The organism is Fusicatenibacter faecihominis (assembly GCF_020686945.1).
In the GTDB taxonomy this organism is placed as follows: domain Bacteria; phylum Bacillota; class Clostridia; order Lachnospirales; family Lachnospiraceae; genus Limivivens; species Limivivens faecihominis.
Map to the genome: position 1 here is coordinate 1 of NZ_JAJEPR010000048.1, position 19819 is coordinate 19819.

Sequence of the window (19819 nt, forward strand, 5' to 3'; positions counted from 1 at the left end):
AGTAGGAATTAGGGGTAAAAATCAGAAATTTCCACGATTGCGGAAAGTGTGATATAATCCAGATAAGCGGCAGCAATCAAACCACCGGAAAGGAGCGTGCGCCCATGAAAGGAGCGACAAGCATACAGGAACGCCTTTGGGAACTCCGCAAGGACAAAGGCTTAAATCTGGAAGAGTTGTCAGAGTTGACGGGTATTTCCAAATCAGCTCTTGGAAGTTATGAGAAAGAGGATTATAAAGAAATCAATCATGGCAACCTTATCACACTGGCAGACTTCTATGGGGTTTCCGTTGATTATCTGCTGTGCCGGACAGAGAACAGGGAGCAGATCAACACGCCATTGACGGAGTTGCATTTGAATGATGAGATGGTTGCTCTCCTGAAAAGCGGTCGGATTAACAACCGTCTGCTCTGTGAGCTTGCCACACATAAAGATTTTATCAAGTTTCTTGCGGACATTGAGATTTATGTGGACGGGATTGCCACCATGCAGATTCAAAACCTCAATGCCCTTGTTGATACTGTCCGACATGAAATCATTGAACGGTATCGCCCTGGCGAAGACGACCCCCATTTGAAAGTGCTACAAGCCGCCCATATCAGTGATGATGAATATTTCAGTCAGATGGTACGGGATGACCTCAACCTCATTATCCGGGATATTCGAGAAGCCCATAAAAAGGACAGTGAGAGTGCACCCCAGACCACTGTTGCCAATGAACTGAAAGAAAATCTGGAAGCGGTCGAAAATTTCAAGGGCAGCCGGGATGAAAAGCTGGTTGTCCTTTACTGTAAACAGCTCGGTATCAACTATAAAAATCTGTCAGACGAAGAATTTCGCTGGCTGATTCGGATTCTCAAAAAATCAAAGAAAATGGGAACGCCTATCAGCCAAAGGAAAAAACGGTAAAGAAAAACCGCTGTTGCATGGTTTGTTGGCTTCCATGTAGCAGCGGTTTTTGCTGGGATTATTCAGTTGAATTTTTAGAACGACAAACTGGAAGTTATAGTGCAATCTTTTTCCATTTTCTAATCTTGGTTCTAAAGGTTCCGAACGGAGCAACTGTATTAACATGTATGAATTTGTATACTTCCCAGACAGCTGTTTTAGTTGCTTCGTCAGCCCATTTTCTCATATGTGGTTTAAATAATTCTTCATCACTCAGAGAATCAATCATTGCATAAATAGAGTTGATATTCTCATTCAATCTGTCTTTCAATTCTTGCAGTGACAGCTGAGCATATGTATCTGTGAACCATTGATATAATTCGCCAAGCTGATTCCACTTAAAATTATCCGAAGGAGTTTTGACAGGAATACCCTTTCTTTCGTCTGATTCCCATTTAATAACAAGAGTTGTCCAGCCAACCTGATAAGCAAGATTTTCTGCCGGAGTTCGATCGACCTCATCAATTCTCTTATCTTTTAAATGCTCCGGAATATCATTAAATTCTGAAATATACTTTGCAAAGCTTTTATTTATCTCGTTTTTAAGCTCGTCTTTATTCTCATATGTTCTCAATAGTCTATCTCCTCAGCTTCCGATTTTCCAGTTTCAAAAAAAGGATTTTTCAAATTAGTCTTTGCAAATAACCTTTGAACCTTCACCATCAATTACAATTCCCTGATGGTTGTTAATAGGGCATAGATTCAAATCCGAAAACTCAGTCATTATTTTCTCGGTAACTTTCTTAAATGGTGCTGTAAGATAATGCGGAAGAACATAGAAATCAATCAAATCAAGCCCTGCATCATCTTCTTGTGAGTAGTCCTCCGGCTTTTCATCCATTTGCTCGATATATTGGATGCTTGGAGCGCATATAATTGCGCCTGCCGACTCGCCGATCATCAATTTTCCATTTACCAATTCCTTTTTCAGCAACCCATCAGTTCTTGTTTTACGGAGTTGGTCCATAAGAAAGAAAGAATTTCCGCCGGTAAAATATATCACATCTGCATCTTCAAAAACAGACTGTATCGTTGAATAAGCCTCCGTTGAAATATCAATTTCAGTTACGATTGCTCCCAACTTTTTGAATAATTTTCGAGCCGAGCCGACATAACCGGTGTAGCCTTCACGCAACGAAGCTGTTGGAATAAATGCGACTTTCTTATTTTCAATTTCTTCTTTTATCAGACTTCCTACACTTGAAAAGTGCGAACATAAAAATAGTTTCATCAATATTCTCCTTTATAAATACCGATTTGTCATAATCATTCTATCATACCGTTATGAATAAATCATCTCTTGCAAAATAATTTCTTCTGCCCGGTTGTGAATGTTATTGCAACGCCGCACCCATTCCATTTCTTGGGTTCGTTTCAATTCCTCGGTCACGCCCTCGGCAGCTTTCATCTGCTCCATGATGGTGTCTAACCGTTCCTGTGCCTGTTCGTTCAGGTCTGCAAGGTATGTCCATAACTCCCCGGTCAATATCAATGTGTTCAATCTGGCTGGGTGGACTTCCCTTAAATATTCCCTGTGCATCCGTCCGTACTTTCCAATAGGGCGGTGTTCCTTCGGCAGCTTCAAATCCGGGATATAGTAATCTCCGACAAGGATATAATCAATTCCGTTTTCCGTTATTCTTGGTTTCAGTTCGCTCATGTTCCTTACCTCCTGTGGAAGTAGGCTCGTCTGGTACTAACTCAATCACATCGGTAATCTCACAATTCAGCGTTTCGCAGATACGGGCTAATGTGTCCATGCTGATGTGCTTTCCCTCTTTACTCATGTTGGCAATCATATTCGTTGTCATACCAGCGGCAAGCCTTAAATCTTCTTTTCGCATATCACGCTCTAACAGTGTGTGCCAGAGTGGTTTATAGCTGATGTGCATATTGCTTTCCTGCCTTTCTATCCATACCACCGGGGCGGCTGCCCCGGCAGGAACTTTTCTCTTATTATAACACCAATCTTGTGTAATCACAATTTATTCTTGTATCTTGCCGCTGATACCGTCTGGATTGTGCTTTTCCTTTCTTTTTGTTCCCTTTAATTAGCCATAAACTGCTTAATGCCTTGACTTTTTGCACCCGGATTGTCGTTTCCATATCCCTCCAAGAGATTGATAACGCCCCAAATGCCTAAGCCTGCGCCCAGTGCGATAACAAGGGTCTGTAATACGTCGATAGCAGAGTTAAAAAATTCCATAAAGCTCCTTTCTGCCGCAAATGCGGCTTGCCCCGTAAAAGGGCATAAAAAACGGCGGTCAGTTTTGTAACTGCCGCGGTCATAAGCCCGCCGGATTGTGGCGGGTTCCCCGCGCTGCCTATGTGTCTGCCGCGCGGCGGTATTCAGTTTTGAGTGTGGGCGTTATGGATTTTCCAGTAGGGGCGCGTATTCTGTAAGTTGTCTGTTTCTTTGTTACTGCGTCAATCCCTCCTTTCGTTGCTGCTCATACAGGGCTTCACACCGTTTCACAAACTGCCGGATAGCTGCCTGCCGTTGCTGTTCCCGTCGCTCGGCAATGAAAACAAGCCCGTTTATGGCTTCTGTGATTTTCTTGTCCTTTTTCTTTCTGATACGTTTATTCATGGTCGGTGTCCTCCTGCAAATCGCTTTCGCTGATTTCGTAGTAGTCAAATACTTCGTCCGGCTTCACAAGGGCGGGTCTGCGCCTTAAATGCTTTTCCATATCAAAGGTATTTTTCTTGTCATAGTCGGAAAGATATTTATAGTTGGGGTGCTTTGTAATGTCGTACTTATCAGAGAAGAACGGGCGCACCCCTCGTAGCTGTAAAATACATTTCCCGCCGTCCATAACCGCTATTTCATCTTCCGTCATAAGCTGCTTGCCTAACTTCTGATAATTCAGCCCATGCGATACCTCGCGCCCCCGGTTCTCGGAAGTGTTGAAGCTGTCAATGGTTTCTTTCCCCAAGATTTCCGACATTTCTTTGAGGGTGGTTTTCTCCTTGCCGCCCAAGAAAAGGGTGGTGTCGCAGTTGCCGACTATGGTATCGGCGTTGTCCTTATAGATTGCCTTTAACTGGCTTTGCGACTGTAAGATAATCGACGCGGAGATTTCCCGGCTTCGTATGGTGGCTATGAGCTTTTCAAACTTCGGTATCTGCCCGATATTTGCAAACTCGTCTAACAGACAGCGCACATGGACGGGCAGCCTGCCGCCGTATTCATCATCTGCCTTGTCGCAAAGCAGATTGAAAAGCTGCGTGTAAAGAATACTCACGACAAAGTTAAAAGTATCGTCGGTGTCGCTGATGATAACAAACAGGGCGGTCTTGCGGTCGCCTATGGTGTCAAGCTCCATTTCGTCGGTTTCCATAAGGTCGCGCAGCTCCTTAATGTCAAAAGGGGCAAGCCGCGCACCGCAGGAAATGAGAATAGAGCTTCGTGTCTTTCCCGCAGATAACAGGAATTTCTTGTACTGCCGGACGGCAAAGTGTTCCGGGTCTTTTTCCTCCAACCGTTCAAACATGAGGTCAACGGGGGACTGAAATTCCGGGTCGTCCTCGCGGGCTTCACTGGCATTTATCATTTCAAGCAGCGTCGTGAAGTTCTTTTCTTCCTCCGGGGCTTCGTACCAAATGTAGCCGATAAGGGCGCAGTAAAAGAGCCGTTCCGATTTTACCCAAAAATCCTCCCCGGCTTTTTCCCCGTCCCCTTTGGTGTTGGCAATCAAGGTATTTACCAGTTTCAAAATGTCTTTTTCGCTGCGGATATAGGCAAAGGGATTATAACGCATGGATTTCTTAAAATTTATCGTGTTCAGCACCTTTATCCGATACCCGCCGCGCTGTAAGAGCTTCCCACACTCGACTAAAACCGTACCTTTCGGGTCAGTTACAACGTAGCTTGAGTGCATTTGCATTAAGTTGGGCTTTACGAAAAATCTCGTCTTGCCGCTGCCGCTTCCCCCGATAACAAGGATATTTTTATTCCTTGCATACTTCGGCTGCTTCGGGCGGCTGTTCATGGTAAGCCGTTCCGTCTGTGTCAGAAGCACGTTATTTTGAAATACCGGGTCGGTGTAGGGCTTAATATCTTCGGCAGTTCCCCAACGGGCAGAGCCGTATTCGATACCTTTCCGGTATTTCTTCGCGTTCTTGCCTTTTACATAGACAATCAGCCGGATAAGCACCGCGCCTAAAATTCCTATCAGTAAATCCATAGGGGCAAGGCTCGGAAGCGGGTTTGAAAAAGCCATAGAAAAGCCCTCCCCAAGCGACAGCACCTTGCCGGACAGGTCAGCTCCCGGCGCAAGGCGTACCGCCTGCCCGACTTTATCAAAGAGATACACAAAGAGCAGATAGGGAATGTTGGGAAGCAGCAGCTTTTTCCAGTTGATAGCGTTCATCTTGCAATCCCCCTGTCTTTGTTTTTTACTTTGTCCCGCTGTGCGTTCAAAGCCGCCGCCTTTTCTTTGAGGGAAACAATCAGCTTTCGGATAGAGGGCTTTTGTTCCTGCGTCAGCTTCTTTGCGGAAAACTCCTTGAAAGCTGCGGTCAGTGCGTCCGCGTCCCGTCCCTTGAAGAAAACAAGATAGCGGGGCGGGATTTCGGTGCTGTCTTTCTTTAGGGCAAAGTCAATCCCGTACTTTTTCGCCGTACTCTCAAAGGCTTTGATATTGTCCTTTGTGATTTCAATGTTGGAAACGCCCGCGTTCTGCTTCATAAGCTGCTTTAGGGTCTGTTTGCCATGCGGGATTTTCTGTCTGTCATGCTGCTTTTTCATCTGTGCAAGCAGGGCTTTCATAGCCTTTTGGAGCTGCTGTGCCGTCAGTTTCCCGGTTTTGATGTAAAGGGCTATGGTCTTTTCGTTGGTTTCCTCCTGCAATGGGTGTCCTCCTTTCATGTTCTATGGTGGTATGCCCGCCGCCGGGAAGCGGGGCGGGCATGAAAAAAGAGCGTCCGTTTTCACGCCGCCCTGTTAAATCCGTACCCGCAGCCCGGAAAGGTCTGCCGCCCGAATACCCACAAGATACCAGTTGTCCCCGTACTCCATACGGGTAGGCTTCCATTTGCCCCGCACAAAGACCTCCATGCAGTCGCCGCAATGTAAGCCCCCGTAGTAGTCGTTTACGTCAAAGCGAATGTCGTAGCGGTCAGCGGTTTCATCAAAAATCAAAGCTCCTGTTTTCTGTGTCATAATCAAATCCTCCTTTGGGTTGGTTTACAGGCTTTCGCCCTCGTTGCAGGTGTAATCGGGTATGCCGGATTTTTTCGGTTTCCCATAAAAAGTACCATCTGCCATATCGTGAGATACAAGGGACGTGTAATAGCTGCCAATCGTAGACGGGGCATTGAAAAGGGCAGCTTTCATGTACTGCTTGATGTTGCGGATTTTGGTGGTGTTTTCCTGCATACAGTCAAGTACAAAGCGGATATGTTCGCTGTTCAGTTTCATAAACCTTGCTTTTACAAGCTCTGCCGGGTAGTCGTCCCCGGCGATACGGATTGTTTTTCGTTTGGTGCAGACGGTTTCAAGAATAAGGGCAAGGATTTCCTCTATCCTGTCCCGGTCAAGGTATCTGTCCTGTATCAGATAGTCGTACTCAATATTGTCCTTGATGATTTCCTCATACACGCTGTATGCGTCTGTCGCTTCCTTTCGCTTCCGTTCCGGCGGCTGTGCCGCGTCCTCTAAGGGAGAGGGATTTAGGGAATGGAAAGGAATGGAATGGGTACTTGATACATCTGTATTTAATTTTTCTTTTTTGGGTAAGTTAGTTTTTAATAGTTCTTTATTTAATTGCGTTGGATTTTCCGACGTCGGGTTATCCGGTGTCGGATTTTCCAATATCGGCTTATCCGCTGTTGGATTTTCCAATACCGGACAATCCAATGCTAGGGGCTGTGGCTGTTCGTAAATGGTGTACTCGATAGCGGTCATTTTGCCTTTCTCGTCGCGTCCCTGCCGCCTTGTGATATATCCGGCTTTTTCAAGCTCCCATACAGCGGTGCGGATAGCGTCGATACTTTCCCGGTTGATAAGGGACAGCCCTGCAAGGGTGTAGTCCCAATCTTCGGGAAGTGAGAGCATTTGCGACAACAAGCCCTTTGCCTTTAGGGAAAGTTCCTTGTTGCGTAAATGGTGGTTGCTCATAACCGTATAACCTTTGTTCTTTTCCACGCGGAAAACTGCCATAGCTTCATCACTCCTTTGGTTGGATTTGTTACGCAGTAGAAACGCGGTTTTGAGGGAAAAGGTATCAACCCTTGCATTTCTCATTTCCGCGCTCTAAGAGCCGCATAAATCAAGGCTTCATTTGCCCTTACTGCGTAACATGAGGGCATAAAAAAGCAGCGTTCCTGTTCTCCAGTGTAGGAGTGAGAAACGCCGCCTTATAGGTGGTGTTATTTTATTTTTTCTTTTCGACGTGCCGCGTAAGGTGGTGTAGCGGTCTATCCGGCAGCCCGCAGGTGCTTTTTGCATATCAAGGCTCAATCCGTTAAAAGTAGTAAATGAGTAGTAAAATCAATTTGCAAACCTGCGAATATGCCCGTAAATCAAGCATTTTTCAAGACAATCAACTAATTTAAAATAAATACATTCCTGCTTCCGTCTTCAGACAGGTATGGCATCAGACCAAATTTGTCCGTTGTATCTTCTGCGTCCATAATGCCATTCTGTGGTCCCAATAGAAACAGTGAGTTTCCCTTTATAAAATCTTCTCTTGTTTTGCCATCATCTGCCGGATCACTGTTGCTGCAGTCAAGCATCCCAAGGTCTTTCCACTTTTGGATATATTCCATACTTTCCATCATGCCTGGTGTATCGCTTACATTTGCCTTTCCTGACAGGTAATCTTTCTGCCACTGCTTTCCAGACATGGTACTAAGGAATCCCGCATCCGCAATATTACATATATACTGAAAGGCTGAACCAGGGTACTGTATCTGTGCCATACATAACGTAACTCCTGCTTCTTTTGCTTTGTCTGCAAGTTCTTCAAGTTCTGTAAAAGATGTTGGCAGCTTCCAGCCATTTTTCTCAAGCAGTGTTTTATTATAAGTGATTCCATAACAGTTGTACAAAGATGGAAGCATATAAAGTGCACCATCATCGGATACATCTTTCAGACGTGATTCCACATAATTATCTGTAAAATCGTATCCGGAGAGATCAATCATCTTATCACTGACATCCACCACATCTGGTTTATAAAAAGTCTGTGTGCAGATGTCCGGAAGATCATCTGCCTCTAACATATTCTGCAGACAGGTTGTTGTATTTGCTCCGCTGTACGGGACTACTTCAAGTTCAACCTCCGGATAGGTTTTATGCACCTCTTTTATGAAGCTGTCCACATCCAGATAAGGAGCCATAAAAGTAATTGCTTCGTGTTTCTTTGACGTTTCATCTGTTTTCCCACACCCTATAAGTCCTGTTGCTGCTCCACATGCCAAGACAAGACATATACTTTGTACTTTTTTGATTTTCATATTTTTTCTCTCTTTCCCAACAAAAACATTATGGTTAGATTTATGAAATAACACCGTAAAAAAACACTGTCAAACAGACAGTGCACGTCATTTCATGCAACTGGCTGCCATTTTACAGGCCCTGTAGCTTTGCGTCGCAGACTTTCATCTGTTTTGCCGATCATCCTTCTTAAGCTTTTAAACTTATGCAAAAAACTGATTTTATTATACTCTAATGCTCTACTGTACACAAGAAAAACTTCTCAATGGGAAACAGGGCATGCCCTAACAAGAAAAAGCCGCTGACACGTTATCTCCTAACGCATCAACAGCTTCTATCCTGCTTTAATTCAATGTATTATTCAGTTTTGTAAAGATTTATTTGCTTTCAGCATTCTCCCTGATACGGTAATAATCATCCATATCAATGCCTATTTTTACCTTGGTATCTGGTTTTTGTTTGCTCAAGAGGCACACCGTCTCACAATGATAGGTTGACGGGAAAAGATCGATGCAGCAACATTTCTCTACTCTGTAGCCACTGCTCTGGAGCGTCACCAGATCCCTTGCCAGGCTGGTGGGTTTGCAGGAAATGTAGACCATGCGGTCCACGCCGAAGCGGATGATCTTTTCCAGAGCCTTGGGGTTGATACCGTCTCGCGGCGGATCCAAGACGATAAGATCCGGCATCTCAGAGAGCTCGTCGATGACTTTCAGCACATCGCCTGCATGGAAATCACAGTTGTCCAGATGGTTGAGGCCTGCGTTCACTTTGGCTGCCTCCACGGCCTCCTCCACGATCTCGACACCCACGACTTTTTGGGCAACCGGGGCCAGGATCTGGGCAATCGTACCGGTGCCACTGTAAAGATCGTAAATTACCTTATCCTTCGTCTCACCCACATAGTCTCTGGCCGTCTCATAAAGCACCTCCGCGCCAAAAGAGTTGGTCTGGAAAAACGAAAACGGAGAAATCTTGAACTTAAGGCCCAGCAGTTCCTCATAGAGAAAATCTCGGCCAAAAAGCGTCCGGCTCTCGTCGCACTGTACCACGTCTGCCAGGCTGTCATTAATAATATGGAGAACTCCCACCAGCTCGCCGTCCAGAGAAAGAGCCTTCAGACGCTCTGCCAAAGCGTTCATATCCGCGCTGTTCTGGGAGCTTGTCACCACAGCCACCAGAACCTCGCCGGTTTTCAGGCCTTTCCGCACGAGAAGATGACGCCAGAAGCCTGTATGACGGAGCTTGTGATAATAAGGGAAGCCGGTCTCAGCAGCAAAATCCAGCACAGCAGAGAGAATTTTCCGGAAATCTTCTTCCACGATCTGACACTGATCCACGGTCACGATATCATAGAAGCTTCCTCTCTTATGCATACCTAAGGCCAGCGGACCGTCCTTGTAGGCATCGCCGAAGGAGAACTCCATCTTATTCCGGTACTCTTTTTCCCTGGGGCTTCCCTTGATCCCCTCGAAATTCAGGTCCGGACATACCTCCCGGAGAAGTTTCTCCACCACGGAACTTTTCATCGCAAGCTGCTGCTCGTAGGGCAGATTCTGATAGGTACAGCCCCCGCAGTTTTCAAAATGAGGACAAGGCGCTTCAATCTCTCCCGGAGCCTTTTCCAGCACTTCCAGAAGTCGGCCCTCGCCTCTGCCGGAACGGGCTTTTGTCACAGAAAAACGGATTTTCTGGCCCGGAACCGCATTTTTCACCACTACAGGCGCGCCCTCGATCTCCAGGATTCCCTTGTTCGGGAAACGGAGCTCCTTTACAACACCTTCTAAAATTTCACCTTTTTTCATCTGTTTTCCTTTCTCATAAAAAGAGACAGGTGCCTGCCTGACAGACATCTGTCTCACTTTTTATTTTCTCTGATCTGAAGCTTATTCCTCCTCGGAAGCTTCCTCGTCTTTCTTCTCTGATTTCTTGTCCTCCTCTTCGTCATCGAAGTAGTCGTCGAAATCATCATCAAAATCATCATCGAAATCTTCCAGATAATCCGGAGTAAAATAACGATATACTGCGTATGCGATGGCTGCCACTGCTGTTACGGCTCCGATCGCTGCCAGAACCCAGAGAACTACGTTCTTCGGCTTCTCTTCTTCTTTTTTCTGAAGACTGTTTAATAATTCCTCTAATCTGCTGTTCATATTTGCCACGTCCTTTCGCTCCTTTGCACAGACATCATGGAAAACTCCATTGCCGTTCTTCATTCTTTATTCTCGTGTTTAGTATATCACCTTTCCACGGATAATACTATAATATTTTTCTAAATCTTTTTCAGTTTTGCAAAGCCGGCGAACATTTTTTTCACGCCGCACTTGTCGAAATTCACTGTCACCTCAAAGTCTCTGCCGCCATCAGTGATGGATTCCACGATACCCACACCAAATTTGATGTGTTTCACGGTGTCGCCCACGCCGTAATCCAGGCTGCCGGCTTTCTCCACCTTGAACTGTTTCGGATCCAGAGCCTTGCTCTTGAAAGCATTTTTCGCATCCTGGAACGCCAGTTTCCGCTTGGTCGGCTGATTGAGCTCCGTCTTCGGCTTCGCCGGCTGGCCGATGCTTAAGTACTCCTCCGGGATCTCCTTGATGAAACGGGACATCCGGTTGTACTGGATCTCTCCCCTTGCCATTCTCTGACGGGCACAGGTCATGGTCAGCTGCCTCATCGCACGGGTGATACCCACATAGCAGAGACGGCGCTCTTCCTCAAGATCCGTGGGGTCCTCGGAGGAAACAGTCATATAGCTCGGGAAAACGCCATCCTCCATGCCTGCCATATAGACATTGGGGAACTCCAGACCTTTCGCGCTGTGAAGGGTCATCAGCGTCACATGGTCGTCGCTGTCATCCATGGAATCAATGTCTGCCACCAGGGCCACATCTGCCAGGAAACCGCTTAAGGTCGGATTTTCCGTGCTCTCCTCGTAAGCGGCCACCTTGGAAATCAACTCGTCAATGTTTTCCAGACGGGACAGGGCCTCGTCGGTAGCCTCCGCCCTGAGCTCTCTCATATAGCCGGTCTCCTCGATGATCTCCTCCAGAAGTTCCTTCACGGAAACATGCTCGGCCTTGCTCTTCAACACCTGGATAAAGTTCACAAAAGGCTCCACCTTCATGTAGCTTCTTCCCAGAGACGGGATGCCGGAAGCTCCTTTTAAGGCCTCGTAAAAACTGATGCCATGCTCACCGGCGTACTCCTGCACTCTCGTGAGAGTGGTCGCGCCGATGCCCCGCTTCGGAACATTAATGATACGGCGAACCGCCAGATCGTCTCTCGCATTGTCCACAGTTTTCAGATATGCCAGAAGATCCTTGATCTCTTTTCTCGCATAGAAGTTTACGCCGCCGATGATCCGGTAGGGGATGCTGGCCATCAGGAGTTTTTCCTCAAACATACGGGACTGAGCGTTGGTCCGGTAAAGGATCGCGCAGTCTTTATAATGAAATTCTCCGGTGGAAACCCTTTTCTCGATATTTCTCACCACATAATCCGCTTCCTCGTAGCCTGTGGTAAACTGCCGAAGCTTGATGGGCTCACCCTCGGGATTGTTGGTCCAGAGGCTCTTTTCCTTACGGCTCTGGTTGTTTTTAATCACAGAGTTTGCTACCTTCAGGATGTTCTTGGTGGAACGGTAGTTCTGCTCCAGTTTCACGGTATAGGCTCCCGGGAAAACATGCTCGAAATTCAGGATATTCGCAATATTTGCCCCGCGGAATTTATAGATGGACTGGTCGTCATCACCGACTACGCAAAGATTTTTGTACTTGGAGGCCAGAAGGCTCACAAGCATAAACTGAGCGGTGTTGGTGTCCTGGTACTCGTCCACCATGATGTAGCGCAGCCGGTCCTGATAGCTCTCCAGCACATCCGGATTGTTCTTGAAAAGCTCCACAGTCAGGCAGATGAGATCGTCAAAATCCACAGCATTATTGTGTTTTAAGACTTTCTGGTACTCTTTATAAATCGTAGCGATCCGCTCGCCGTTCATATCTCCGCGGTGATCCAGCTCGAACTGTTCCGGTCCGATGAGTTCATCCTTTGCCCGGGAAATGGCAGACAGCAGGGCTTTTTCCTTATAGGTCTTTGTATCCACGCACAGACGCTTGCAGACATCCTTCATGACGCTTTTCTGGTCGTCCGCGTCATAAATGACAAAATTCGTGTCATAGCCCAGACGGTCGATGTAGCGTCTGAGAATCCGTACGCAGGAGGAATGGAAGGTGGAAACCCAGATGCTCTCTGAGCCGAAGCCCACCAGCTTGTCCACACGCTCCCTCATCTCTCCGGCCGCCTTGTTCGTGAAGGTGATGGCCATGATATTCCAGGGATTTACGCCTTTTTCCTCGATGAGATAAGCGATTCTGTGGGTCAGCACTCTTGTTTTTCCAGAACCGGCTCCCGCCAGAATCAGCACCGGTCCTTCTGTGTGCAGTACAGCGTCTTTCTGCTGTTCATTTAATGTATCGTAGATACTCATGTACTTTTCCTCTCTATCGTGATATCTTAATGCCCTGACACAATTCCGCCCAGAGCCTTTTCTTCCAGTGTTTATTATACCGCAAATTTCTCATTCTGTCACCCCCGCCGGTTGACAAAACTCAAAAAACCACTTGACATCTGGTTTTAAAAACCAGATAATGGGTTTATGAAAAAGAAATCTGAGGTGAACCCTATGACAGTCGATACATCTGACATGCTGAAAAGCATTTTTGATACTTTTTCCGGTCTGGATTACATCCGGCCGGAGGATATCCCGAACATTGATCTTTACATGGACCAGGTGACTACGTTTATGGAAGAACACCTGAAGAAGACCCGGCGTTATCCCGAGGACAAGATCCTCACCAAGACCATGATCAACAATTATGCGAAAAATGATCTGCTTCCGCCTCCCACGAAGAAAAAATATTCCCGGGAGCACATGCTGGTCCTGACCTTCATCTATTATTTCAAAAATCTTCTCTCCATCACCGATATTCAGGCCCTCCTGAAACCGCTGACGGACAAATATTTCAAGAAGGGCGGAGATTTCGGCATCGAGGACATCTATAAGGAAGTGTTCAGTCTGGAAAAGGACGAGCTCGCCAAGCTCCGGAAGGATATAGAGGAAAAATCCGCCATCTCCAAAGAGACCTTCAAGGACGCGCCGGAAGAGGACCGGGATTTTCTCCAGCTTTTCTCCTTCATCTGTCTTCTCGCTTTCGACACTTATATGAAAAAAACGCTCATCGAGAAGCTCATCGACTCTCTCGATTCCTGAACCATTTCTCCCTGACCGCATATGCTGACAGTATCAAAGTCAGGGAGGTTTTTATGAAAAAGAACTGGAAAAAAATAACTGCCGCACTTCTCACGGCCACGATGCTTCTCGGCACCGGCTGCGGAAAGAAAGAAAAAACGGAGGAGGCTGCCAAAGTCACACTGAACGAGGTAGCCCACTCCATTTTTTATGCGCCGCAGTATGCGGCTATTGAATTAGGTTATTTTAAAGAGGAAGGGATTGACCTAACTCTTGTCACCGGCTTTGGAGCCGACAAAACGATGACTGCCGTGGTCTCCGGCGAAGCGGACATCGGCTTCATGGGAAGCGAGGCTTCCATCTATGCCTACGCCCAGGGCGCTTCCGATTACGTCATCAATTTCGCCCAGCTCACCCAGCGGGCCGGAAACTTTCTCGTAGCCCGGGAAAAAATGCCAGATTTTTCCTGGGATGATCTGAAAGGAAAAACCGTTCTTGGCGGTCGAAAGGGTGGCTGCCAGGGCACTATGTAAATTTACAACATCTTTACCATCGTGATCTCATCGATATAGCTTCCATTGGGAAGGCGGAAGGCTCTGGGAATTCTCCCGATCTCCTCAAATCCCATTTTCTTGTAAAGGCGCAACGCCCGGTCATTGTCCGCGAAAACGCCAAGCTCCAGCTGCTCAAAGCCGGCCTTTTTTGCAAAATCGATGCCACGCTCCATCAGAATCGTTCCCAGACCGGAGCTGCAATATTCCTGAATAATGGCAATGCCAAGACTTGAACGGTGACGGACCTTCGTGCGGTCATGAAAAATGTGAACGCCCACATTTCCCACAACGCGATCCCCGTCAAAGACCGCCAGCATCAGATCTTTGTCTGATTTCCGGATATTCCGAAGGATTCTCTCCTCCTCTTCCAGCGTAAAATCCACCTCTTCCGGCAGGCGCACCATAAAATGGGTCTCCGCTGCCGTCTGTCTGAGATAGGCAATCATCGACTCCGCATCCTCCGGCTCCGCCTCTCTTAAAACAACCTCTCTTCCATCTCTCAGCTGGATTTTTTCTCCCTCATCAAGCTTCAGTTGTTCCAGATCATCAGGCACATAGAGGTTTCCGCTGTAGTATTTCCTGCCCTCTTCCAGATAAAGCTCTTTCCGCCAGGCGATATTTTTGTCCTCCGTATGGTAGAGCAGGAGATTTTTCACGCCGAGGCGCTCCGCCAGCTCGCAGGCGTCTTTTACCGTGGAGTGATGTTTCTCGTAGGGTTTGAAAATGTCCGCCTGACCATAGAGACAGAAGGCCTCGTGAAGAAGCCAGGTGCTGTCTTTGGCATAGCTCTCATTTGCTTCGTTGTAGGGCTCGTCCCCGCAGCAGGTGAGCTTTTTCCCATCGCCGAGCTCCATGGAAAAGCCGAACTGTTTCGCCTTGGTGGAGTGAATGTCAAAGAAAGTTACTTTTTTCCCGAGAATTTCTTTTGACTCCCCGTCCTCAACCGTGACGAGATGGAGGCGCTTATCCAGAAAAGCGGCTTCTTTTTTTTGCAGCAAATTCTCTGCCATGCCCTTAAGAAGACCAATCACTTCCTCGTGGGCATAGATCACGGCGTCCTCTTCGTACTGGCCGCGGCTGATATTCTGACAGACCATGCGGATCATCCAGAGGATGCCCATGATGTGATCCAGATGTTTATGGGTGACAAAAATAGTCCGGACCTGTTTCCAGTCGATCCCAGCGTGCTTCAGCTGATGCAGGATGCCGTTTCCGCCTCCGCCGTCCACCAGGAAATAGTCATCTTTTTCGCTGAGTACAAAACAGGTATTATAGCACTCGGTCACTGCCGCGTTTCCCGTTCCAAGTATGGTAAGTTTCATCTCTTTTCCTCCTGTGCTAAAAAAGGAGCCGCAGTCTCATGCAGCCCCTTTCTCTTTTTTCTCAGCCCTGCTGGCCGTTTGCCTGCCGAATCATATCCTCCACAACGATATCGTAGATTTCGCCGATAGTATTGCAGTATTCCAGAATCTTCCAGGGCTCATTGGTGTGGAAATGGATCTTGATGAGATCCTCATCTCCAGCCGCAATGAGACTGTTTCCCTCGAAATGCTCTGTGATATATTCTGCGATCTCATCCTCATCCAGATCCTCGTCTCTTCTGTCGATGAGCAGCTGCGTATCGTAACGATAAGCGAACTGATCATCCTCTGCATCGATTGAATGAACTGCCATTTTCTTATCCTCCGTGTTGATGTTATTTGTGGTTTATGCTAACTGTTCAGAGCCGCGTCTCGATTCCGCTGCGCTCTGAATAATCATATTTTAGCATAGAATTGAGCCGGTGGAAAGAAATATCACGCCTTTATTAAGTAGGCATATTTTCGGATCTGCTGGCGCAGCAGCTGTTCCACCCGCTCCTGAACCGCATCAGAATACCCTTCCGCGATCTGATCCAATTCTCTTTGCACCTCTTTAAAAGAGAAGTGAAATTGAAGCTGGATTCCATATAGCGCTTCTGCCGCTTCCAGCTGCTCATCAAAATCCGCTGAAAATGGTTTTGCCTCTATATGCTCCAGACATGCTTCCAGAGGCAGTTCCAGCGGATAATCCATTTTCACATCAGCCAGCAGGCAAAGTCCCTGATCAAACAGCGGGCTCAACGCATACTGCTGCGTTTCCTCCTGATAGATCACCGCAATATTATTCGTATGACGATCTTTATTCAGAAAAAAGGCATCGATTTCCAACATCGCAGTCAGATAACTGCCAAAATTTTTAAGCTTTGTGATCTTCTCGACCTGTTCAGTCAGATATTGAATCCGTTCCGTAACCTTCGAAAATCCCGCCAGTTTTACTGCCAGGCTCTCACCTGTATATCTTCGGTACAATTTTTCCAGAGGAATCAGAATTTCGCCCTCTTTCAGAAAATCCCTGCTGACACAGCCCCGTATCATCTGACCTTTGTATTCGATCTGAACTGGCTGATATGCTACAAAAGGATAGGACAAACTGCTTTTCCCGAGAAGTGAAGACACCAGCACCTCTGCCAGGCCTTCATATCCCATATAATCTGCCTTATACCAGATACCGTCAACCTTCCACTTACGCTGATCCCCTTTTGAGGTATGACCAGTCTTGTGAAAAGGCGAATAAGTATCAAGATTTACATTTTTCACTCCTGCTCATGCCTCCTTTTTCAAAATCAGAAGCCATTGCTGATCTCCTGCCATATAGCCTTTCGTTTTCTCCACAATGAGAAGCGGATCATAAAAAGGAAGTCCCAGCTCTTTCAGAATCTCTTTCGCGTGATCCCGTGTTTTCGGAAAACATCGCTCTTCCAGAAAATATTCAAAGTCCTTCCAGTCTGGCTCTGTCACAACGCCAAACGCCCGCAATGGGATCTGATCAGTGTAATTGCGAATCTTTACTCTTTCATGTCTGAAATCAATGTCGATAGCTGTACAGAGTTCCTCTCGATTCATGAAATATATACGCATTGTCACATCCGGAATCTCATTGAAATGCCGGGCACGTTTTATCTCCTCGCAAATAACCTGGCCGGAAACCTGATATTCTTCTGCAATCTCAGAAAGACTCGCGCCCTGCTGCTGTAAGGCCAGAATGTGGGCAAGCTGTGGTTCTGTAAAGGTATATTCTGATTTTTTCTCCATACAACCACCTCAATTTTTTATAGTTTACTGCAGATCAGGTCATACACCGCCCGCTGAAGCTCTTCCCCTCTCCGGCACTCGGACACCAGGGAAATCACGGCGTCTTTGTCCGGCAGAATGATGGAAAGCTGAGAATACTTGCCGTCGGCCCGGTAGGAATTGTACTCTCCCCGCCAGAAAAGATAGGCGTAATAATCCACATCCGAGGCGCGGGTGCTCTCCTCAATCCATTTTTCCGAGAGAAGCTGTTTTCCGTTCCATTTTCCTTTATTGAGATAAAAGAGGCCAAATTTATGAAGCTCAGAGAGCGTGAGGAAAAGGCCGCCTGCACCGAAACTGTTTCCTAAAGGATCTGTCTCCCAGGTGGGCCGCTTGATGCCAAGATGCTTGAAAAGCCGCGGTGTGAGATAGGAAACCAGATCGCAGCCGGACCGGCGCTGGACGAGGATGCCTGCAAGATAAGGGCCCACATTGTTGTAGACGAAATGCGTGCCCGGCTCGTAGACAAAAGGAAGCGATAGACTTAATTTTACCCAGTCGTCCTCCGCATATAAAGGGCGCTGTTCTCCCATCAGGTTTCCCTTTTCCTGGCCGAGACACATGGTCAGAAGATCCCGGACCGTGGCTTTTTTCAGATTTTCATCCACCTCTTTGGGCAAATCCTCCGCAAAAGCCTCCGTCAGTTTTTCATCCAGTGAGAGAAGTCCTTCCTGGACTGCAAAACCCACGGCGCAGGAAGTAAAGCTTTTCGTCGCCGAGTAAACGTTTCTCCGGCACTCAGGCTCGCTGTACCACTCCCCGATGAGTTCCCCGTTCTGGCTCACTTTGACACCGAGCACGTTCAGTTCTTTGGCTTTTTCCACAAAGTTTGAAAGATCCATGTTATATTCCTCCTTTATTCCAGAATCTTATACCCTTCCGCGTCGAGAAGATCCAGCGCTTTCTGATAATTTTCCTTTTTGGTCAGTATGTAGTCGGTGTTGAAGGTGGAAATGGCAAAAATTCCGATCTTGTCCTCCGCCAGGATCCCCGTGATCTCGGAGAGGATGCCCACCAGTGAAAAATCAAGAACTCCTTGGATGCGGAAGGCCATCCAGCCGTCGTCCCGCTCCAGCGTATTGGCCGGAACGTCCGCCGTGAGGCATACTAGGGAATTTTCTTCGTCCGTTTTTCCGGTAAAACAGTATTTTGCCGCTGTATTTACCTTTGAATAATCTGCCACCTTGCAGATCGAAAAGTCATAGGGTATTTTTTTAATTTTCATTGGAAAACTCCTCCTTTTCCACAAAAAATGCCGGGTTCAAAAGTTATTCTATTCCTTTTGGAGACACTCTGTCAATCATTCTTACCGGTAGCTTAAGACAACCGAATAATCTAGGATTGCATGAACCAGCACCGCTGTCCAGAGCGTTCCGGATTTTTCTTTCAGGAACTGAAAAATGCAGCCCATGGTGAGAAGGCCCAGCAGCTCCGACGACACGAAAGATATCACATAAGGCACTGTGATCGCTCCCCAGTTCGCATAGGAAAAAAGATGCATGACCGCGAACAGAAGATTCGGCGCCAGATAGCGGATATATGGCTCCTCGCCCCTGACCAGATATACGCAAATGCCTCGCACAACAAACTCTTCCGCAAAGGCAATAAACACCGTGTAATACGGAAGATTGTACAGCACTGTGACTTTATCCGCTTTCGTGACCAGACACCAGAGAGCCAGCGCCAGCAAAATGCCGCCAAGAATCCCAACTGTGCATTTCTGCATTTTCCCGGTAATTTTCAGATACATTTCCGTCTGGAAATTTTTCCCCAGCCGAAAAAGGAACAGAAAAAACAGTAGGATGGGAACTGCCTCCACGATCAGGTTCTGCACAAAGATCCCCGGAATATTCACCGAAGCCTCCTTCACAGAGAGAACTACTCCCTTTGTTTTCCATAAGTAAATAAAACCAGCGCTCCACAGAATATCCGCCGTGCAGATCAGGAAAATCAGCACGAGTTTTTTTATGGAATTTTTGTTTAGGTTCATCTGTTAGGCCTCCGTTTGTTAGTTTGTGCTAATTTTACCACAGATTCTCCTAAAATGGAAAACTAAAAAAAGAGAGAGGAAAACTCCCCCTCTCTTAATTCTATATATAATATTTTTAAGCTACCTGAGGATAATCAATAACTGCAATTTCCTGCATTAACTTTTTAGCCGTATTGATGATTTTTTCAAGTTGTTCAGCCACTTCATCCGTATAATATTTTTCTCCACACTGTTCACATTCAAGACAAGGAACATTTTTAATCACAATAATACAATTCTTATAATTTACGACGTGTGTTGTGGTACTATTTACGGTTGTACTGTTTTTGCAATACATACACATATACATCACCTCTTTCTTCGAGTCTTTAAATCATCGTGACCCTCACATGACTAAAGTCACATGCTTCCAGACGCTTTAGGCGTCAGACTAAATATCGGCGGATACGCCTGTAACTTAGGTCTGCGCGGTTATGCGCTT

25 protein-coding genes, 1 pseudogene and 1 riboswitch are annotated in these 19819 nt (G+C 46.7%); of the genes and pseudogenes, 3 read left to right on the forward strand and 23 right to left on the reverse strand.

What is annotated here, in order from left to right:
• Positions 1-104: 104 nt before the first annotated feature.
• The gene (locus tag LKD71_RS16240; RefSeq protein WP_009323504.1) at positions 105-911 is read left to right on the forward strand and encodes a helix-turn-helix domain-containing protein; all 807 of its coding nucleotides are present in this window, start codon (positions 105-107) and stop codon (positions 909-911) included.
• Between the two features lie 94 nt (positions 912-1005).
• Here LKD71_RS16240 and LKD71_RS16245 read toward each other — a convergent pair whose 3' ends face one another.
• The 14 genes from LKD71_RS16245 to pcrA form a co-directional block, all read right to left on the reverse strand.
• Positions 1006-1524, reverse strand: coding sequence for a ClbS/DfsB family four-helix bundle protein (locus tag LKD71_RS16245; protein WP_033126079.1), 519 nt, complete (start codon positions 1522-1524; stop codon positions 1006-1008).
• A 54-nt stretch (positions 1525-1578) separates the two neighbouring features.
• Complete coding sequence (locus LKD71_RS16250) at positions 1579-2181, reverse strand: Type 1 glutamine amidotransferase-like domain-containing protein (RefSeq protein ID WP_015514771.1); 603 nt, start codon at positions 2179-2181, stop codon at positions 1579-1581.
• A gap of 51 nt (positions 2182-2232) precedes the next feature.
• Positions 2233-2610 carry a TnpV protein gene (locus tag LKD71_RS16255; protein ID WP_227616218.1) on the reverse strand — a complete coding sequence of 126 codons (378 nt, stop codon included), beginning with the start codon at positions 2608-2610 and terminating at the stop codon, positions 2233-2235.
• Positions 2570-2842 carry a helix-turn-helix domain-containing protein gene (locus LKD71_RS16260; protein ID WP_039865074.1) on the reverse strand — a complete coding sequence of 91 codons (273 nt, stop codon included), beginning with the start codon at positions 2840-2842 and terminating at the stop codon, positions 2570-2572. Before LKD71_RS16260 ends, LKD71_RS16255 begins: the two co-directional genes overlap by 41 nt.
• A gap of 155 nt (positions 2843-2997) precedes the next feature.
• On the reverse strand, positions 2998-3156 hold the full coding sequence (locus LKD71_RS16265) for a Maff2 family mobile element protein (RefSeq protein ID WP_069432580.1): 159 nt from the start codon (positions 3154-3156) through the stop codon (positions 2998-3000).
• A 213-nt stretch (positions 3157-3369) separates the two neighbouring features.
• Positions 3370-3540, reverse strand: a complete 171-nt coding sequence (locus tag LKD71_RS16270) for a hypothetical protein (protein ID WP_227616219.1) — start codon at positions 3538-3540, stop codon at positions 3370-3372.
• On the reverse strand, positions 3533-5323 hold the full coding sequence (locus LKD71_RS16275; RefSeq protein ID WP_217292088.1) for a VirD4-like conjugal transfer protein, CD1115 family: 1791 nt from the start codon (positions 5321-5323) through the stop codon (positions 3533-3535). Before LKD71_RS16275 ends, LKD71_RS16270 begins: the two co-directional genes overlap by 8 nt.
• A complete protein-coding gene (locus LKD71_RS16280) occupies positions 5320-5802 on the reverse strand; it encodes a PcfB family protein (RefSeq protein ID WP_021395806.1) in 483 nt (160 codons plus the stop codon). The genes LKD71_RS16275 and LKD71_RS16280 overlap by 4 nt, the downstream gene beginning before the upstream one ends.
• Before the next feature lie 93 nt (positions 5803-5895).
• Positions 5896-6114 carry a DUF5348 domain-containing protein gene (locus tag LKD71_RS16285; protein ID WP_004611927.1) on the reverse strand — a complete coding sequence of 73 codons (219 nt, stop codon included), beginning with the start codon at positions 6112-6114 and terminating at the stop codon, positions 5896-5898.
• A 24-nt stretch (positions 6115-6138) separates the two neighbouring features.
• Positions 6139-7113 (reverse strand): DUF6017 domain-containing protein, encoded by a 975-nt coding sequence (locus tag LKD71_RS16290; RefSeq protein WP_022399381.1) that lies wholly within the window; start codon positions 7111-7113, stop codon positions 6139-6141.
• Between the two features lie 386 nt (positions 7114-7499).
• Positions 7500-8411 (reverse strand): ABC transporter substrate-binding protein, encoded by a 912-nt coding sequence (locus LKD71_RS16295; RefSeq protein ID WP_227616220.1) that lies wholly within the window; start codon positions 8409-8411, stop codon positions 7500-7502.
• Between the two features lie 92 nt (positions 8412-8503).
• A riboswitch (cyclic di-GMP riboswitch) is annotated at positions 8504-8579 on the reverse strand.
• 189 nt (positions 8580-8768) lie between these two features.
• Positions 8769-10196 carry a 23S rRNA (uracil(1939)-C(5))-methyltransferase RlmD gene (rlmD, locus tag LKD71_RS16300; protein WP_227616221.1) on the reverse strand — a complete coding sequence of 476 codons (1428 nt, stop codon included), beginning with the start codon at positions 10194-10196 and terminating at the stop codon, positions 8769-8771.
• An 81-nt stretch (positions 10197-10277) separates the two neighbouring features.
• On the reverse strand, positions 10278-10544 hold the full coding sequence (locus LKD71_RS16305) for a hypothetical protein (protein ID WP_227616230.1): 267 nt from the start codon (positions 10542-10544) through the stop codon (positions 10278-10280).
• Between the two features lie 119 nt (positions 10545-10663).
• The gene (gene pcrA, locus LKD71_RS16310) at positions 10664-12880 is read right to left on the reverse strand and encodes a DNA helicase PcrA (RefSeq protein ID WP_227616222.1); all 2217 of its coding nucleotides are present in this window, start codon (positions 12878-12880) and stop codon (positions 10664-10666) included.
• A 195-nt stretch (positions 12881-13075) separates the two neighbouring features.
• Between pcrA and LKD71_RS16315 the strand changes: the two genes are divergently transcribed.
• Positions 13076-13663 (forward strand): DUF1836 domain-containing protein, encoded by a 588-nt coding sequence (locus tag LKD71_RS16315; protein ID WP_227616223.1) that lies wholly within the window; start codon positions 13076-13078, stop codon positions 13661-13663.
• A 53-nt stretch (positions 13664-13716) separates the two neighbouring features.
• Complete coding sequence (locus LKD71_RS16320) at positions 13717-14175, forward strand: ABC transporter substrate-binding protein (RefSeq protein ID WP_331466502.1); 459 nt, start codon at positions 13717-13719, stop codon at positions 14173-14175.
• Positions 14176-14177: 2 nt separating this feature from the next.
• Here the strand turns inward: LKD71_RS16320 and LKD71_RS18615 are convergent, their stop codons facing one another.
• From LKD71_RS18615 to LKD71_RS16365, 9 genes and pseudogenes are all read right to left on the reverse strand, one after another.
• Positions 14178-14738 carry a GNAT family N-acetyltransferase gene (locus LKD71_RS18615; protein ID WP_227616231.1) on the reverse strand — a complete coding sequence of 187 codons (561 nt, stop codon included), beginning with the start codon at positions 14736-14738 and terminating at the stop codon, positions 14178-14180.
• Positions 14721-15518: pseudogene (locus LKD71_RS18620) on the reverse strand (MBL fold metallo-hydrolase); the annotation flags it as partial. The gene LKD71_RS18615 and the pseudogene LKD71_RS18620, both read right to left, overlap by 18 nt.
• Positions 15519-15579: 61 nt before the next feature.
• Entirely contained in the window at positions 15580-15870 is a 291-nt protein-coding gene (locus LKD71_RS16335; RefSeq protein WP_178045583.1) for a hypothetical protein, read from the reverse strand.
• Between the two features lie 122 nt (positions 15871-15992).
• Positions 15993-16814 (reverse strand): HipA domain-containing protein, encoded by an 822-nt coding sequence (locus LKD71_RS16340; RefSeq protein ID WP_227616224.1) that lies wholly within the window; start codon positions 16812-16814, stop codon positions 15993-15995.
• A 6-nt stretch (positions 16815-16820) separates the two neighbouring features.
• Positions 16821-17309, reverse strand: a complete 489-nt coding sequence (locus LKD71_RS16345; protein WP_227616225.1) for a helix-turn-helix domain-containing protein — start codon at positions 17307-17309, stop codon at positions 16821-16823.
• A gap of 17 nt (positions 17310-17326) precedes the next feature.
• The gene (locus tag LKD71_RS16350; protein WP_227616226.1) at positions 17327-18190 is read right to left on the reverse strand and encodes a serine hydrolase domain-containing protein; all 864 of its coding nucleotides are present in this window, start codon (positions 18188-18190) and stop codon (positions 17327-17329) included.
• 14 nt (positions 18191-18204) lie between these two features.
• Positions 18205-18573: an ACT domain-containing protein gene (locus tag LKD71_RS16355; protein WP_227616227.1), complete on the reverse strand. Its 369-nt coding sequence runs from the start codon at positions 18571-18573 to the stop codon at positions 18205-18207.
• Between the two features lie 81 nt (positions 18574-18654).
• Positions 18655-19338 carry a CPBP family intramembrane glutamic endopeptidase gene (locus tag LKD71_RS16360; protein ID WP_227616228.1) on the reverse strand — a complete coding sequence of 228 codons (684 nt, stop codon included), beginning with the start codon at positions 19336-19338 and terminating at the stop codon, positions 18655-18657.
• Between the two features lie 115 nt (positions 19339-19453).
• Entirely contained in the window at positions 19454-19681 is a 228-nt protein-coding gene (locus LKD71_RS16365; protein ID WP_227616229.1) for a type II toxin-antitoxin system MqsA family antitoxin, read from the reverse strand.
• Positions 19682-19819 lie beyond the last annotated feature (138 nt).

Coding starts and splice junctions, on each gene's coding strand:
- LKD71_RS16240 (WP_009323504.1), top strand. CDS start 105: ATGAAAGGAGCGACAAGCATACAGGAACGCCTTTGGGAACTCCGCAAG.
- LKD71_RS16250 (WP_015514771.1), bottom strand. CDS start 2,181: ATGAAACTATTTTTATGTTCGCACTTTTCAAGTGTAGGAAGTCTGATA.
- LKD71_RS16255 (WP_227616218.1), bottom strand. CDS start 2,610: ATGAGCGAACTGAAACCAAGAATAACGGAAAACGGAATTGATTATATC.
- LKD71_RS16260 (WP_039865074.1), bottom strand. CDS start 2,842: ATGCACATCAGCTATAAACCACTCTGGCACACACTGTTAGAGCGTGAT.
- LKD71_RS16265 (WP_069432580.1), bottom strand. CDS start 3,156: ATGGAATTTTTTAACTCTGCTATCGACGTATTACAGACCCTTGTTATC.
- LKD71_RS16270 (WP_227616219.1), bottom strand. CDS start 3,540: ATGAATAAACGTATCAGAAAGAAAAAGGACAAGAAAATCACAGAAGCC.
- LKD71_RS16275 (WP_217292088.1), bottom strand. CDS start 5,323: ATGAACGCTATCAACTGGAAAAAGCTGCTGCTTCCCAACATTCCCTAT.
- LKD71_RS16285 (WP_004611927.1), bottom strand. CDS start 6,114: ATGACACAGAAAACAGGAGCTTTGATTTTTGATGAAACCGCTGACCGC.
- LKD71_RS16290 (WP_022399381.1), bottom strand. CDS start 7,113: ATGGCAGTTTTCCGCGTGGAAAAGAACAAAGGTTATACGGTTATGAGC.
- LKD71_RS16295 (WP_227616220.1), bottom strand. CDS start 8,411: ATGAAAATCAAAAAAGTACAAAGTATATGTCTTGTCTTGGCATGTGGA.
- rlmD (WP_227616221.1), bottom strand. CDS start 10,196: ATGAAAAAAGGTGAAATTTTAGAAGGTGTTGTAAAGGAGCTCCGTTTC.
- LKD71_RS16305 (WP_227616230.1), bottom strand. CDS start 10,544: ATGAACAGCAGATTAGAGGAATTATTAAACAGTCTTCAGAAAAAAGAA.
- pcrA (WP_227616222.1), bottom strand. CDS start 12,880: ATGAGTATCTACGATACATTAAATGAACAGCAGAAAGACGCTGTACTG.
- LKD71_RS16315 (WP_227616223.1), top strand. CDS start 13,076: ATGACAGTCGATACATCTGACATGCTGAAAAGCATTTTTGATACTTTT.
- LKD71_RS16320 (WP_331466502.1), top strand. CDS start 13,717: ATGAAAAAGAACTGGAAAAAAATAACTGCCGCACTTCTCACGGCCACG.
- LKD71_RS16335 (WP_178045583.1), bottom strand. CDS start 15,870: ATGGCAGTTCATTCAATCGATGCAGAGGATGATCAGTTCGCTTATCGT.
- LKD71_RS16345 (WP_227616225.1), bottom strand. CDS start 17,309: ATGGAGAAAAAATCAGAATATACCTTTACAGAACCACAGCTTGCCCAC.
- LKD71_RS16350 (WP_227616226.1), bottom strand. CDS start 18,190: ATGGATCTTTCAAACTTTGTGGAAAAAGCCAAAGAACTGAACGTGCTC.
- LKD71_RS16355 (WP_227616227.1), bottom strand. CDS start 18,573: ATGAAAATTAAAAAAATACCCTATGACTTTTCGATCTGCAAGGTGGCA.
- LKD71_RS16360 (WP_227616228.1), bottom strand. CDS start 19,338: ATGAACCTAAACAAAAATTCCATAAAAAAACTCGTGCTGATTTTCCTG.
- LKD71_RS16365 (WP_227616229.1), bottom strand. CDS start 19,681: ATGTGTATGTATTGCAAAAACAGTACAACCGTAAATAGTACCACAACA.